Annotated in this window: 11 protein-coding genes; 6 read left to right on the top strand and 5 right to left on the bottom strand. The window is 64.1% G+C overall.

What is annotated here, in order from left to right; genetic code table 11:
* The first annotated feature begins 570 nt into the window (after window positions 1-570).
* The gene (gltB, locus tag AADZ78_RS26865) at window positions 571-5,163 is read left to right on the top strand and encodes a glutamate synthase large subunit (RefSeq protein WP_085252495.1); all 4,593 of its coding nucleotides are present in this window, start codon (window positions 571-573) and stop codon (window positions 5,161-5,163) included.
* Window positions 5,156-6,622 carry a glutamate synthase subunit beta gene (locus AADZ78_RS26860; protein WP_085252494.1) on the top strand — a complete coding sequence of 489 codons (1,467 nt, stop codon included), beginning with the start codon at window positions 5,156-5,158 and terminating at the stop codon, window positions 6,620-6,622. The genes gltB and AADZ78_RS26860 overlap by 8 nt, the downstream gene beginning before the upstream one ends.
* A gap of 352 nt (window positions 6,623-6,974) precedes the next feature.
* On the opposite strand, the gene AADZ78_RS26855 is transcribed toward AADZ78_RS26860, so the two are convergent.
* Window positions 6,975-7,832 (bottom strand): LLM class F420-dependent oxidoreductase, encoded by an 858-nt coding sequence (locus tag AADZ78_RS26855; RefSeq protein ID WP_085252493.1) that lies wholly within the window; start codon window positions 7,830-7,832, stop codon window positions 6,975-6,977.
* Between the two features lie 60 nt (window positions 7,833-7,892).
* Here AADZ78_RS26855 and AADZ78_RS26850 point away from each other — a divergent pair, with 60 nt between their 5' ends.
* The 3 genes from AADZ78_RS26850 to AADZ78_RS26840 all read left to right on the top strand — a co-directional run bounded on the left by AADZ78_RS26850 (window position 7,893) and on the right by AADZ78_RS26840 (window position 10,605).
* Window positions 7,893-8,330: a hypothetical protein gene (locus AADZ78_RS26850; protein WP_372510601.1), complete on the top strand. Its 438-nt coding sequence runs from the start codon at window positions 7,893-7,895 to the stop codon at window positions 8,328-8,330.
* On the top strand, window positions 8,318-9,325 hold the full coding sequence (locus AADZ78_RS26845) for a PHP domain-containing protein (protein ID WP_085252491.1): 1,008 nt from the start codon (window positions 8,318-8,320) through the stop codon (window positions 9,323-9,325). The genes AADZ78_RS26850 and AADZ78_RS26845 overlap by 13 nt, the downstream gene beginning before the upstream one ends.
* 194 nt (window positions 9,326-9,519) lie before the next feature.
* Window positions 9,520-10,605 (top strand): NAD-dependent epimerase/dehydratase family protein, encoded by a 1,086-nt coding sequence (locus tag AADZ78_RS26840; protein ID WP_139828958.1) that lies wholly within the window; start codon window positions 9,520-9,522, stop codon window positions 10,603-10,605.
* On the opposite strand, the gene dinB is transcribed toward AADZ78_RS26840, so the two are convergent.
* Together dinB and AADZ78_RS26830 are read right to left on the bottom strand one after the other, a co-directional pair.
* Entirely contained in the window at window positions 10,594-11,796 is a 1,203-nt protein-coding gene (gene dinB / locus AADZ78_RS26835) for a DNA polymerase IV (RefSeq protein ID WP_085252489.1), read from the bottom strand. The two genes, AADZ78_RS26840 and dinB, sit on opposite strands and share 12 nt — an antisense overlap.
* 23 nt (window positions 11,797-11,819) lie before the next feature.
* Entirely contained in the window at window positions 11,820-12,467 is a 648-nt protein-coding gene (locus AADZ78_RS26830) for a TetR/AcrR family transcriptional regulator (protein WP_085252488.1), read from the bottom strand.
* Window positions 12,468-12,544: 77 nt separating this feature from the next.
* Between AADZ78_RS26830 and AADZ78_RS26825 the strand changes: the two genes are divergently transcribed.
* Window positions 12,545-14,014, top strand: coding sequence for a flavin-containing monooxygenase (locus AADZ78_RS26825; protein ID WP_085252529.1), 1,470 nt, complete (start codon window positions 12,545-12,547; stop codon window positions 14,012-14,014).
* Window positions 14,015-14,019: 5 nt separating this feature from the next.
* Here AADZ78_RS26825 and rraA read toward each other — a convergent pair whose 3' ends face one another.
* Both rraA and AADZ78_RS26815 read right to left on the bottom strand, forming a co-directional pair.
* Window positions 14,020-14,499 (bottom strand): ribonuclease E activity regulator RraA, encoded by a 480-nt coding sequence (gene rraA / locus AADZ78_RS26820; RefSeq protein WP_085252487.1) that lies wholly within the window; start codon window positions 14,497-14,499, stop codon window positions 14,020-14,022.
* Between the two features lie 5 nt (window positions 14,500-14,504).
* On the bottom strand, window positions 14,505-14,912 hold the full coding sequence (locus tag AADZ78_RS26815) for a nucleoid-structuring protein H-NS (protein WP_085252486.1): 408 nt from the start codon (window positions 14,910-14,912) through the stop codon (window positions 14,505-14,507).
* Window positions 14,913-14,991: the final 79 nt, after the last annotated feature.

Raw genomic sequence — 14,991 nt, 5'->3', positions numbered from 1 at the left:
TTTAGAGTCCTATTAGTATTGTGCAAACTCGGGCATGATGCGGCGCGACGCCATCGCTACGCCGCGAAGGTTGTCGACGGCGATTCAGGCCCGCAGGTGCTGCCATGCCTTATCGTGCGGCGTGTTGCCAGAGTGACGAGCGCTTGCGGCTCAGGCGATCGGGGATCGCAGGCCGGCAACCGTCGGCGTAGCAAACTTGGTTAAGCGGTTGGTGTGGCCGATGACACGTCTCGGTCAACGTCACCGCGGGCAGCTCGCAGGTAGCGGAGCGGCTCACCGCGATGCTGTCGATCAGCGGTTACAGCGAATTTACGTGGCCGCCAGCTGGCAGGTTACTATTGGGGAAGTTGGCATGTCAGGCGGGTTTTGTCATATCGTTTTACGACTTGTCGAGACCGGTTAAAACGGCCACCGTTCAACGCTGCACGGACGAATCAGTAACCGGACCATCTCCGCCTGTCGAACAGCCTATCGACAAGCCGAAGGGGTCCAGCCCGCAACCTTCGGGAGGGGCCTAGGGCGGAGCCGATGATGAGGCCGTGCAGAAGTCTGGTGAAGGGTTAGGTGGGAATGGCGCCCAAGCGCTCGGGCTCCCAAGGGCTGTACAACCCCGCATTTGAACACGATTCGTGCGGGGTCGCCATGGTCGTCGACATGCACGGTCGGCGTACCCGCGACATTGTGGATAAGGCGATCACCGCGCTGCTCAACCTTGAACATCGCGGCGCTCAGGGTGCCGAGCCGCGCAGCGGTGACGGCGCAGGCATCCTGATTCAAGTCCCGGATACGTTCCTTCGGCAGGTCGTGGACTTCGAGCTGCCCGCCCCGGGCAGCTACGCCACCGGTATCGCCTTCTTGCCGCAGTCGTCCAAGGACGCCGCGGCGGCCTGCGCCGCGGTCGAGAAGATCGCCGAAGCCGAGGGCCTGGAGGTGCTGGGTTGGCGGAACGTGCCCATCGACGACTCGTCGCTGGGCGCACTGTCTCGCGACGCGATGCCCACGTTCCGCCAGGTGTTCCTGGCAGGGGCGTCCGGCATCACGCTGGAACGGCGTGCCTACGTGGTTCGCAAGCGCGCGGAGCATGAGCTCGGCACCAAGGGCCCGGGACAGGACGGCCCCGGACGCGAAACCGTGTACTTCCCGAGCCTGTCCGGCCAGACGTTCGTCTACAAGGGCATGCTGACCACCCCGCAGCTCAAGGCGTTCTACCTCGACCTGCAGGACGAGCGGCTGACCAGCGCCCTAGGCATTGTGCATTCCCGGTTCTCCACGAACACGTTCCCGTCGTGGCCGCTCGCACACCCTTTCCGGCGCATTGCCCACAACGGTGAGATCAACACCGTCACCGGCAACGAGAACTGGATGCGGGCCCGTGAGGCGTTGATCAGGACCGACATCTTCGGGTCGGAAGCCGATGTCGAGAAGCTGTTCCCGATCTGCACCCCGGGCGCATCCGACACCGCGCGCTTCGACGAGGCGCTCGAGCTGCTGCACCTGGGCGGACGCAGCCTGGCCCACGCGGTGCTGATGATGATCCCGGAGGCCTGGGAACGTCATGAGTCGATGGACCCCGCGCGGCGGGCGTTTTACCAGTACCACGCATCCTTGATGGAGCCCTGGGACGGCCCGGCGTCGATGACGTTTACCGACGGCACCATCGTGGGCGCGGTGCTCGACCGCAACGGTCTGCGCCCGTCCCGCATCTGGGTCACCGTCGACGGGCTGGTCGTCATGGCCTCCGAGGCCGGCGTGCTGGACCTGGATCCGTCCACGGTGGTTCAGCGGATGCGGCTGCAGCCCGGCCGCATGTTCCTGGTGGACACGACCCAAGGCCGCATCGTCTCCGACGAGGAGATCAAGGCGGAGCTGGCCGCCGAGCACCCCTATCAGGAATGGCTCGACAAGGGCCTGGTGCCCATCGAGAAGCTGCCGGCGAACAAATACGTGCGCATGCCCCACCACCGACTCGTCATGCGACAGCAGGCATTCGGGTACACCTATGAGGAACTCAATCTGCTGGTGGCACCGATGGTCCGCACCGGCGCCGAACCGATCGGATCGATGGGCACCGATACCCCGATCGCGGTGCTGTCGCGGCGCCCCCGGATGCTGTACGACTACTTCCACCAGTTGTTCGCTCAGGTGACCAACCCGCCGCTGGACGCGATCCGTGAGGAGGTGGTGACCAGCCTGCAGGGCACCACCGGCGGCGAGCGTGACCTGCTCAACCCTGACGAGAACTCCTGCCACCAGATCCTGCTGCCCCAGCCGGTGCTGCGAAACTATGAGCTGGCCAAGCTGATCAACCTCAACCCCGACGACGAGGTCAACGGACGCCCGCATGGCATGCGGTCCAAGGTGATTCGCTGCCTGTACCCGGTCGCCGAAGGCGGCGCCGGCCTAGCCGCCGCGATGGACGAGGTGCGTGCGCAGGCGTCGGCGGCGATCGCTGACGGCGCCCGGATGATCATTTTGTCCGACCGCGGTTCCGACGAGCGGCTGGCTCCGATTCCGTCACTGCTGGCCGTCGCGGGGGTTCACCACCATTTGGTGCGCGATCGGACCCGCACCCATGTGGGCCTGGTGGTCGAATCCGGCGATGCCCGCGAGGTCCACCACATGGCGATGCTGGTCGGCTGTGGGGCCGCCGCGGTCAACCCTTACCTGGTGTTCGAGTCGATCGAAGACATGCTCGACCGGGGACTCATCGATGGTATTGATCGCAACACGGCGTTGCAGAACTACGTCAAGGCTGCAGGCAAGGGCGTGCTGAAAGTCATGTCCAAGATGGGCATTTCGACGCTGGCGTCCTACACCGGCGCGCAGCTGTTCCAGGCGGTCGGTGTCTCCGAGGACGTTCTCGACGAGTACTTCACCGGATTGGCTTGTCCCACCGGCGGAATCACGCTCGACGACATCGCCGCAGACGTCGCCGCCCGGCACGCGCTGGCTTACCTGGACCGGCCCGACGAACGCGCGCACCGTGAGCTCGAAGTGGGTGGGGAATACCAGTGGCGCCGCGAGGGCGAATACCACCTGTTCAACCCGGAGACCGTGTTCAAGCTCCAACACGCCACGCGCACGGGCCAATACCAGATCTTCAAGGACTACACCCGTCTGGTCGACGACCAGAGCGAGCGGATGGCGTCCCTGCGCGGGCTGCTGAAGTTCCGCGCGGGTGTGCGTCCGCCGGTCCCGCTGGATGAGGTCGAGCCCGCCAGCGAGATCGTCAAGCGGTTCTCGACGGGTGCGATGAGCTACGGCTCGATCTCCGCCGAAGCGCACGAGACGCTGGCGATTGCGATGAACCGGCTGGGCGGCCGGTCCAACTGCGGTGAAGGCGGCGAAGATGTCAAGCGATTTGACCGCGACCCCAATGGGGATTGGCGCCGTAGCGCGATCAAGCAGGTCGCCTCGGCGCGGTTCGGGGTCACCTCGCACTACCTGACCAACTGCACCGACATCCAGATCAAGATGGCCCAGGGAGCGAAACCCGGTGAGGGCGGCCAACTTCCGGGGCACAAGGTGTACCCGTGGGTCGCCGAAGTCCGGCACTCCACACCCGGCGTCGGCCTGATTTCGCCGCCGCCGCACCACGACATCTACTCGATTGAGGACCTGGCGCAGCTAATCCACGATCTCAAGAACGCCAACCCATCCGCGCGGGTGCACGTCAAGCTCGTCTCCGAGAACGGCGTGGGGACGGTTGCCGCGGGTGTTTCCAAGGCGCACGCCGATGTGGTCCTGATTTCGGGCCACGACGGTGGCACCGGCGCCACCCCGCTGACATCGATGAAGCATGCCGGCGCGCCATGGGAGCTGGGCCTGGCCGAAACGCAGCAGACGTTGCTGCTCAATGGGTTACGCGATCGGATCGTGGTTCAGGTGGACGGCCAGCTCAAGACCGGCCGCGACGTGATGATCGCGACGCTGCTCGGCGCCGAGGAGTTCGGCTTCGCCACCGCCCCGCTGGTGGTCGCCGGCTGCATCATGATGCGGGTTTGTCACCTGGACACCTGCCCGGTCGGTGTGGCCACCCAGAACCCGGTGCTGCGCGAACGATTCACCGGCAAGCCCGAGTTCGTGGAGAACTTTTTCATGTTCATTGCCGAAGAAGTGCGGGAGTACATGGCGCAGTTGGGCTTCCGGACACTCAACGAGGCCGTCGGCCAAGCCGGGGCGCTGGACACCACGCTGGCGCGGGCTCACTGGAAGGCGCACAAGCTGGATCTGACGCCGGTGCTGCATGAGCCGGAGTCGGCGTTCATGAACCAGGATCTGTATTGCAGCTCGCGCCAGGACCACGGCCTGGACAAGGCGCTCGATCAGCAGTTGATCGTGATGAGCAGAGAGGCATTGGATTCGCAGAAGCCAGTGCGTTTTTCCACGACTATCGGCAATGTCAACCGCACCGTGGGCACCATGCTGGGCCACGAGGTAACCAAAGCCTATGGCGGCCAAGGCCTGCCGGACGGCACCATCGATATCACGTTCGAAGGATCGGCGGGTAACAGCTTTGGCGCCTTTGTGCCGCGGGGGATTACGTTGCGTGTCTACGGTGATGCGAACGACTACGTTGGCAAGGGCCTGTCCGGTGGTCGGATTGTGGTGCGGCCGTCGGACAATGCGCCGCAGGACTATGTTGCCGAGGAAAACATCATCGGCGGCAACGTGATTCTGTTCGGCGCTACCAGTGGAGAGGTCTTCCTACGCGGTGTCGTGGGGGAGCGGTTCGCGGTCCGCAACTCCGGCGCACACGCGGTGGTCGAAGGCGTGGGCGATCACGGTTGTGAATACATGACCGGAGGCCGGGTGGTCATCCTGGGCCGCACCGGACGCAACTTCGCCGCCGGCATGTCGGGCGGTGTCGCCTACGTTTACGACCCGCACGGTGAACTTCCGGCCAACCTCAATACCGAGATGGTCGAGGTCGAGGCACTCGATGATGACGATGTGGAGTTCCTACACGGCTTCATCCAGGCACACGTCGATGCCACCGATTCCGCTGTGGGGCAGCGGATCCTGGCCGACTGGACCGGGCAGCAACGGCACTTTGTGAAGGTGATGCCCCGCGATTACAAGCGGGTGCTGCAGGCGATCGCGGAAGCCGAACGTGACGGCGTTGACGTTGACAAGGCGATCATGGCGGCGGCGCATGGCTGATCCAACCGGCTTCCTGAAATACAGCCGTCGCGAATTGCCGAAACGGCGCCCGGTGCCGTTGCGGCTGCGGGACTGGAACGAGGTCTACGAAGAGTTCAACGAGGCCACCTTGCGCCAACAGGCGACCCGCTGCATGGACTGCGGTATTCCGTTCTGCCACCACGGTTGTCCGCTAGGCAATCTGATCCCGGAGTGGAATGACCTGGTGCGCAGGGGCCGTTGGCGCGACGCGATCGAACGACTGCACGCCACCAACAACTTCCCCGACTTCACGGGCCGGCTGTGTCCGGCGCCGTGCGAGCCGGCGTGCGTGCTCGGCATCAACCAGGATCCGGTCACGATCAAACAGATCGAGCTGGAGATCATCGACAAGGCCTTCGACGAAGGCTGGGTGGAGCCGGTGCGGCCGCACTGCGAGACCGGAAAGACGGTCGCCGTTGTGGGTTCGGGCCCGGCGGGCCTGGCCGCCGCCCAGCAGCTCACTCGTGCCGGACACAAGGTCACCGTCTTTGAGCGCGATGACCGCATCGGCGGGCTGCTGCGCTACGGCATCCCCGAGTTCAAGATGGAAAAGCGCATCCTCGACCGACGGCTGGAGCAGATGCGCGGCGAGGGCACCGAATTCCGCACCGGCGTCAACGTCGGCGTCGACATCACCGTCGACCAACTGCTCGCGGAGTTCGACGCGGTGGTGTTGGCTGGCGGCGCCACCGCTTGGCGTGAGCTGCCGATACCGGGCCGCGAGCTGGACGGCATCCACCAGGCGATGGAGTACCTGCCGTGGGCTAACCGGGTACAGGAGGGCGATGACGTCCTTGGCGACGATGGCGAGCCGCCCATCACCGCCAAGGGCAAGAGGGTCGTGATTATCGGCGGTGGTGACACCGGGGCCGACTGCCTGGGTACCGCGCATCGCCAAGGCGCGGCGAACATCCACCAGTTCGAAATCATGCCGCGTCCACCGGATACGCGCGCGGAATCGACCCCATGGCCGACCTACCCGCTGATATATCGAGTGTCGGCGGCCCACGAAGAAGGCGGCGAGCGGGTCTTCTCGGTCAACACCGAGGAGTTCGTCGGCAAAGACGGGCGCGTGAGCGCGCTCAAGGTGCATGAAGTGACCATGGAGGACGGCAAGTTCGTCAAGGTTGAGGACTCTGACTTCGAGCTCGAAGCCGATCTGGTTTTGCTGGCGATGGGATTCGTCGGCCCGGAAAAGCCGGGGCTGCTCACCGACCTTGGGGTGGAGCTCACCGACCGCGGCAATGTAGCCCGCGACGACGACTTCGCCACCTCGGTCCCGGGTGTGTTCGTCGCCGGCGATATGGGCCGTGGCCAGTCATTGATCGTCTGGGCGATCGCCGAAGGCCGGGCCGCCGCGGCGGGGGTGGATCGGTATCTGATGGGCTCGAGCGCGCTGCCGGCCCCGATCAAGCCGACCGCGGTACCGCTGCGATAGTCACAGCTGTCACAACAGGAACATTTGATAAATTGCTCGGCGCGTCGTCGAGTGTTTGCCAGACGTCGGGTGTCTAATAGCTGTTGTGGGCTGGATCACATAGGAGTCACACAGAATCGCATGTGAGAGCCCGGATGAGTTGTCCGATCGCAGGAGTGCCACTGTGCGTAGCAACCCAGTACCCCGGTCGCGAATGGGGCGAATCGCCTGGTCATGGTTCCGTCACCCGGTGAAGAGCCACGAGTTTCCCGCTAAGCACGAGCGCCTGGTAACCGCTGAGGAACTGCTGCGATTCGCGGTGTAATCGCTCGGATCGCGAACAAACGGTTTCGCAAAAGTTTGCTCAGCTTTATCAAGTTGTTATCTGGCAGAGTCCCGATTTCTCGATGGTCCTGGCCAGCGGTTCTAGGACGGCGGGGTCGTGTGGCGGGGTGATGTAGACGATTCCCAGGTCTAATCCTTCGGCGGCCAGTCCCGCCGCATCTTCGACAAGCTTCGTGTAGTTGCGGTCCTCGCCGAGGCGCAGATGGGCCGACAGGGTGATCTGGTTCGGGTCGCGTCCGATGTCGGCACAATGCGCCGCCAGGACGTCGCGCTTGCGTGCGAACTCCTCGGGCGGACCGCCGGCGAAGTTCCAATGTTGCGCGTAGCGAGCTGTAATTCGTAGCGTGCGCTTCTCCCCGCTGCCGCCAATGCAGATCGGCGGGTGCGGGCGCTGCGGACCCTTCGGCTCGTTGCGAGCGCCCTTGAGCTGGTAGTACTTCCCGTCAAAGTCGGTGATCTGCTGGCTGAGCAGGCTGGTCAGTACCTGACAGGCTTCCTCGAACCGATCAAAGCGTTGCTTAAGGCTGCCCAGCTCGATTCCGTAGGCACCGGATTCTTCCTCGTTCCAGCCCGCGCCGATCCCGAGCTCGAGCCGGCCGTTGGAGACGATGTCGAGCGCGGCTGCCATGTTGGCCAACACCGCCGGATGGCGGTAATGAATCCCTGTGACGAGCGTGCCCAGCCGCAACCGGGTGGTGGCCTGGGCCAATGCCGTAAGAGTTGTCCAACCCTCCAGGCACGGCCCGGTGGAGTCGCTGAAGATCGGATAAAAGTGGTCGAACGTCCACCCGGACTCGAAGACCTCGATGTCGTCGGCCGCCTTCCAGACGGCCAGCATGTCGGCCCAAGTGGTGTGTTGCGGTGAGGTTTTGAACGCGAATCGCATTGGTCCGACGGTAGTCCTGCTCTCCGACGCACAACTAAGCTGGAGCGAACCATGAGCTGCGTGCCTGGAATCAACCGCATCGATACCAACATCACCCTGCTGGCGACCGGGTTGATCTTTCTTCTCGCGCTTGGTCTTGGAGTGTGGAAGTACCGCCAAATCATGGTCACCGACGACCACCGCGCGCACCCCTACGTCGACATCGCACACCGGGCGGCGCTGCTCTACGCGTTTGCGACGCTGCTGATCGCGGTCTTCGTCGAACTCAGCGCCTGGCCGGCGTGGGTCAACCTGTCCGCGGCGATGGTGGCGGTGTTCTTCTTTGTCGGCGCCATCGCGAGCTACATCTTCCACGGCGCGCGGCGGGACACCGAGAACCAATTCGACCCACCCGCACGCGGGGCCGGGACGGCGATGGCCTTGCTCATCCTCGGCGAGATAGGTGGATTCGCAGTGGTTTTCGCCGGGTTCATCGCGGGGCAGCTGTGGACCCGGTAATCGCGCTGCGACAGATCGCGTACTACAAGGATCGGAGCCGTCACGATCCCAGACGGGTCATGGCGTATCGCAACGCCGCCGACATCATCGAAAGACTCGACGACGCCGCGCGGGAGCGGCACGGTCAGGCCAACAGCTGGCAGTCGCTACCGGGCATCGGGCCCAGGACCGCAAAGGTCATCGATCAGGCCTGGTCCGGCCGCGAGCCCGACCTCCTGATCGAATTGCGTTCGGCTGCTCGGGATCTCGGAGGCGGCGACATCCGGGCCGCGCTGCGCGGGGACCTGCACCTGCATTCGAACTGGTCGGACGGGTCAGCGCCGATCGAGGAGATGATGGCCACCGCCGCGGCGCTGGGCCATGAGTACTGCGCGTTGACCGACCATTCGCCGCGGCTGACGATCGCCAACGGACTGTCTGCGGACCGGTTGCGCAAACAGCTCGACGAGATCGAGGGGCTGCGCGAAAAGTTCGCGCCAATGCGCATTCTCACCGGCATCGAGGTGGACATTCTCGACGACGGCAGCCTGGACCAGGAGCCCGAGTTGCTGGACCGCCTCGACATCGTGGTCGCCAGCGTGCACTCGAAGTTGTCGATGGAGTCCGCCGCGATGACCCGCCGGATGGTGCGCGCCGTTTCCAATGGCCAGGCCGATGTGCTGGGACACTGTACCGGCCGGTTGGTTTCCGGAAACCGCGGCATCCGGCCCGAATCGAAGTTCGACGCCGAGGCGGTGTTCACCGCTTGTCGTGACCATGGCACCGCGGTGGAGATCAACTCCCGTCCCGAGCGCCGCGATCCGCCGACCCGCCTGCTGAACCTCGCCCGCGACATCGGCTGCGTGTTCAGCATCGACACCGACGCGCACGCGCCCGGTCAGCTGGATTTCCTGGGCTATGGCGCGCAGCGCGCGCTGGACGCGAGTATTCCGGTCGAGCGCATCGTCAACACCTGGCCTGCCGATGAGGTGTTGGAGTGGGCTTCGGCCGGGTAGTGTCAAATATCTTGACAATTTGGCCGTTTTACCCGAGGCCCCCGGTAAATGGAACCGGCATTGATAACGGGAATTGATCAATATTTTCGGGTTTAATCTAGACATCCCGCTTACAGATGACTCATCGGCGCGGCAAAATGGTAATGCCTACCCGATCGCGCCCGGAGTGCGGACACCGAACCTGGAGTATCCAGATGAGTGACACCGACGCCCACGCTCCCGTCATCAGCCTTGGCGCGCCGTTGCGGCGCGCGCTCGTGACCGGTAGCTCCGGTCACCTGGGTGAGGCGCTTGTGCGCACCATGCGCGAACGCGGGGTCGACGTCGTTGGACTCGACATGCGACCGTCACAATGGACCGACTTTGTTGGTTGCGCCAATGACGCGGATTTGGTGCACGAAGCAATGGCCGGCGCAGACGCGGTATTCCACACGGCGACCTTGCACAAACCGCAGCTGGCTTTCGTGCCGCGCCAGTCGTTTGTCGATACCAACATCAGTGGCACCCATACCCTATTGCATGCGGCCGCTGCGGCGAATGTTCGCGCATTTGTGATGACTTCCTCCACAACGGTTTTCGGTGATGCGCTGGTGCCACCGGTTGGCGAGCCCGCGGCATGGATCGACGAATCCGTTCCGCCGGTTCCCAAGAACATCTATGGCGTCACCAAGGCTGCTGCCGAAGACCTCTGCCAGTTGGCGTATCGGAACGACGGCCTGGCCTGCGTTGTCCTGCGCGCCGCGCGGTTCTTCGCAGAGCTCGATGACATGCCAGATACTCACGGCGGGCGGAGTGACGACAACGTGAAGGGCAACGAATATGCGTATCGGCGCGTCGCGCTGGAAGACGCCGTCGACGCGCATCTGAAAGCGGCAGCCTGTGCGAGTGATCTTGGGTTTGGGCGCTACGTCATATCGGCAACCACACCGTTCGCCCCGGAGGACATGGCCGAATTGCGGACTGACGCGGCCGCGGTGTTCGCGCGCCGCGCGCCGCTGGCGGCGGCTGCGTGGGCCGAGAAAGGGTGGCGGTTCCCGGATCGGGTGGATCGCGTATACGTCAATGCCCGGGCGCGCTGTGAACTCCGATGGGAGCCGCGGTTCGACTTGGACGCCATCGCATCAAGAATTGCCAATGGCGAGCCGGTTCGAACGCCACTATCGCAACTAATAGGCGCAAAAGAATATCCCAGCAGTTTGTACCACGTTGGTGTGTTCCAGCCGACGGAGAAGCAGTCGAACGCCGCTCGGCCGAGGAGTGTTGCCGCTTCAGTCCGGTAGGTGTGGCATTTCGATGCCCGGGTCACGGCCGACCAGCACCGCCCGCGTCACCGCGGACTTGCCGTAGCGCTGGCGTATCTGGTCTACCGCCTCGTCAATGGACTGGGGCTGCTCGCCGCCAAACGGCAGCATGAGTTGTTGGGCACCGCTGCGGTCGATGCCCGATACCGCGAATCCGACCAGCGTCAAACCACGTTCTGCGATGGTTGGCGCGGCCGACGCAACCAGCCGGCGAGCGGCGGCGAGGATGGGCTGCGTCGATGACGTGGCCCACGGCAGCGTATGTGACCGAGTTGCGCGACCAAAATCGTCGAACCGTAGGCGCAGCACCACCGTGCGTCCGGTGCGCCCGGCCGCTCGCATGCGGCCGGTAATGCGATCGATTAGCGTGACCACTACCGCATCGATCTCTGCGGGCGACATGCTGCTACCGGCTCGGCCGAGCGCGCGCTGGGCGCCCACCGAGCGGCGTCGGACGCCGGTGGTCACCCGCCGACGGTCGATATTGCGGGACAGTGCATACAGTTGGCGGCCCATGGCGCCACCCAGCATCGAGGCCAGCGTCGACTCACTGAGCTCGGCGACCTCGGCGACCGTTGTGATGCCGTGCGCATGCAACTTCTCGGCGGTCACCGCACCCACGCCCCACAGCCGGCGCACTGGCAGCGGATGCAGAAATGCCAGCTCCTGGTCGGGTGGCACCAGCAGCAGTCCGTCGGGCTTGGCCTCCTGGCTGGCGACCTTCGCCAGGAATTTCGTCCGGGCCACTCCGACGGTGATGGGAAGGCCGACGCGGTTGCGAACCTCGGCGCGCAGCCGTGCTCCGATTTGGACTGGTGTGCCCGCGATCCGCCACAAGCCGCTCACATCGAGAAACGCCTCGTCCACCGAGAGCGGCTCCACGAGCGGCGTGCAGTTGCGAAACACCTCGAAGACCGCGTCGCTGGCTTGCATGTAGGCCGCCATTCGGGGCGGCACGACCACGGCGTGTGGACACAATCGTCGCGCCTGCGCACCGCCCATCGCGGTGCGCACGCCGTAGGCCTTGGCTTCGTAGCTGGCGGCCAGCACGACACCGCCGCCGACGATCACCGGACGGCCCCGCAACGCCGGGTCGTCGCGCTGTTCGACGGAGGCGTAGAACGAATCCAGGTCCGCGTGCAGGATGGACGCCTCGCACCGCACGAACATATGTTCGCATAGCGGCGTGACAGTTAGCGGGCCTCGCCGTAGATGCTGTTGACCCAGATGTGCACCAACGTGTCCAGCACGCGCGCTTCCGGGACGGAGGGCTGCTCGGCGACAAATGATGTGAACAGCGTCCGCTCATTCATCAGGTTGAGAGCGGTGGCGAGTTCCTCGGCGGGCAGGGTGTCGGGTGCGGCGCCGCGGTCGCGCTCGCCCTCGATCACTGAGGCGGTGTAGGCGATCCACTTCTGCATGAATGTCGACCACAGCTCCCGAACCTCGGCGCTGGTGCCGCTTGCGGCGTGGGCGGCGCGGCTCACTGCCTTGTGGGACCCGAACGTCTCGAAGAACACGTTGATCCCGTTGCGCCACATGTCTTCACGGTCGTCGTTGCCCTTCTCCGCGAGCTCCTGCAGCGCCGAGTCGGCCTCGTTGATCACCCGATCCAGCAGCGTCAGCAGCACCGCATCCTTGGACGGGAAGTAGAAGTAGAACGTTGGCCGGGAGATTCCGGCGCCTTTAGCCAAGTCGTCGACCGAGATGTCGCCTAGTGGCCGATCCTCGAGCAGGTGTTCGGCGGTGGCGAGGATCGCCAATTCGCGCTCGTCGCCGGACGGACGCGCGCTGCGCCGGCCGCGGTGCAGCGATGTCTGGCTGGCGGCGGAGGTGGTCACGACAGGCAGCTTACTCTATGTCGAATAATTCGACACTTCGTTGACGGATTCGACACACCGTTGATAGCGTGGGCTTCATGACTGAGCACCTTGACGTCGTCATCGTGGGCGCCGGCATTTCGGGGGTGAGTGCGGCCTGGCATTTGCAAGACCGCTGCGCTACTAGGAGCTACGCAATCCTGGACAAGCGCTCGTCCATGGGTGGCACCTGGGACCTGTTCCGCTACCCCGGAATTCGTTCCGACTCAGACATGTACACGCTGGGTTTCCGGTTCCGCCCGTGGACCGATCGCCAGGCCATTGCCGATGGCAAGCCGATCCTCGACTACGTCAAGAGCACGGCCGCGATGTATGGCATCGACAAGCACATCCGGCTCAACCAGAAGGTCGTCAGCGCTGATTGGTCGAACACCGAAAATCGCTGGACGGTTCAGATCGAGAGCAACGGCACGCAAAGCGCGCTCACCTGCTCGTTTCTCTTCTTATGCAGCGGCTACTACAACTATGAGGAGGGCTACTCGCCGAAGTTCGCTGGCTCCGAGGACTTCGCCGGCCCGATCATCCATCCGCAACACTGGCCCGAGGATCTGGACTACGCCGACAAGACGATCATCGTGATCGGCAGTGGCGCTACCTCGGTCACTCTCGTACCGGCCCTGGCAAATTCGGGTGCAAAGCACGTCACGATGCTGCAACGCTCACCCACATACATCGTCTCTCAACCAGAGCAGGACTCCATCGCCGAGCGGCTGAACCGGTGGCTGCCCGAAAGGATGGCCTACGCCGTCGTTCGGTGGAAGAACGTGTTGCGCCAGCAGGCCGTGTACGGGGCGTGCCAGAAGTGGCCGCGCCGCATGCGGAAAATGTTCATGGGCTTGGTGCAACGCCAGTTGCCCGAAGGTTACGACGTACGGAAGCACTTTGGGCCGCACTACAATCCGTGGGAGCAGCGGTTATGCCTGGTGCCCAACGGCGACCTGTTCCGCGCCATCCGGCACGGGAAGGTTGACGTGGTCACCGACACCATCGACCGGTTCACGCCGACAGGCATCCGGCTCAACTCGGGCCGCGAATTGTCGGCCGACATCATCATCACCGCAACGGGTTTGAACCTGCAGCTCTTTGGTGGTGCGACCGCCACCGTCGACGGGCAACCGGTGGATCTGACCAAGACGATGGCCTACAAGGGCATGATGCTGTCCGGCATCCCCAATATGGCCTACACGGTTGGTTACACGAATGCGTCGTGGACGCTGAAGGCCGACTTGGTGTCAGAGTTCGTCTGTCGTTTGCTTAATTACATGGACGCCAACGGGTTTGACACGGTGGTCGTCGAACACCCGGGCTCAGCGGTCGAGGAACGGCCGTTCATGGAGTTCACCCCGGGTTACGTCTTGCGCTCGCTCGACGAGTTACCTAAGCAGGGCTCGCGCACCCCGTGGCGCTTGAACCAAAACTACCTACGCGACATCCACCTGATCCGGCGTGGCAGGATCGATGACGAGGGTCTGAGATTCGCGAAAAAGCCTACTGCAGTAGCAGTTTAGGATCCCTACGGCTTGACGATGACAATGCCGTCATCGTCGCTGTAGGCGATATCGCCGGGCACGAACGTTACACCGCCCAAGGTGATTTCGACGCCGCGTTCGCCAGCACCGGTCTTGGTGCTCTTGCGGGGATTGGTGCCCAACGCCTTGATGCCGATGTCAATGCCGCGTAGGGCTGCCGCGTCGCGCACTGCGCCGTTAACGACCAGGCCGGCCCAGCCGTTGGAGCGGGCCAATTCCGCGATCACATCTCCGACCAAGGCGGTGTGCAGCGAGCCGGCACCGTCTATGACCAGCACTCCACCGCCGCTCGGTTGCGACAGCACCGATTTCAGCAGTGCGTTGTCCTGGAAACACCGGACGGTGCTGATTGGCCCGGCGAATTCCGTGCGGCCACCAAACTGCCGGAACTGGAGGTCACAACTGTGCACGTCGGGCCCGATGTCGTCGACGAGGTCGGCCGTTGGCCGGAATGACAAGGTCATCGCTGTTAATGGCGCCGCAGCTGTCGGATGAGCAGCAAGGCCAACAGGCTAAGGGTGATAGCAACCACCAGCGGTACCGGGGACTGAAGCGGCGATGAAGCAGATGTGTCTGGCGGAAGTGGGTTGTTGGCACGATCCACGGTCGACTTCGCTTGGGCTGCCGCATCTTTGGCGGCAGCGGCCTGTTGGCCATTAGTTTCGGCCCGAGGCTGCACGCCGGGTGCCTTCTTGGCCGGTGCCTTCTTGGCGGGTGCCTTCTTTGCCGGCACCTTTTTTGCGGGCGGTTTTTTCGCGGGCGCCTTCTTGGCGGGCGCCTTGGCAGCCTTCTTGGCGGCCGGGGGAGTTGCCTTCTTGGCCGGTGGTTTCGATGCGTCGTCGGATTCGCTGTCGGGTCGATCCTGCGGGTCTGCCATGCGGCCGCTCCTTTGCAGCTTTGTCGTCGCTCATTAAGTCGCCATGCATTCGGGTCCCATCATGCCAGGACGCGGTTTG

It is taken from the genome of Mycobacterium riyadhense, assembly GCF_963853645.1.
Taxonomy (GTDB): domain Bacteria; phylum Actinomycetota; class Actinomycetes; order Mycobacteriales; family Mycobacteriaceae; genus Mycobacterium; species Mycobacterium riyadhense.
The sequence above is the reverse complement of the archived record's forward strand: the minus strand, read 5'-3'. Positions and strand labels throughout refer to the sequence as shown.

Bases quoted from the DNA above. Each gene is read 5' to 3' on its own strand.
- gltB (WP_085252495.1), top strand. From the start codon at position 571: ATGGCGCCCAAGCGCTCGGGCTCCCAAGGGCTGTACAACCCCGCATTT.
- AADZ78_RS26860 (WP_085252494.1), top strand. From the start codon at position 5,156: ATGGCTGATCCAACCGGCTTCCTGAAATACAGCCGTCGCGAATTGCCG.
- AADZ78_RS26855 (WP_085252493.1), bottom strand. From the start codon at position 7,832: ATGCGATTCGCGTTCAAAACCTCACCGCAACACACCACTTGGGCCGAC.
- AADZ78_RS26840 (WP_139828958.1), top strand. From the start codon at position 9,520: ATGAGTGACACCGACGCCCACGCTCCCGTCATCAGCCTTGGCGCGCCG.
- dinB (WP_085252489.1), bottom strand. From the start codon at position 11,796: ATGTTCGTGCGGTGCGAGGCGTCCATCCTGCACGCGGACCTGGATTCG.
- AADZ78_RS26825 (WP_085252529.1), top strand. From the start codon at position 12,545: ATGACTGAGCACCTTGACGTCGTCATCGTGGGCGCCGGCATTTCGGGG.
- rraA (WP_085252487.1), bottom strand. From the start codon at position 14,499: ATGACCTTGTCATTCCGGCCAACGGCCGACCTCGTCGACGACATCGGG.
- AADZ78_RS26815 (WP_085252486.1), bottom strand. From the start codon at position 14,912: ATGGCAGACCCGCAGGATCGACCCGACAGCGAATCCGACGACGCATCG.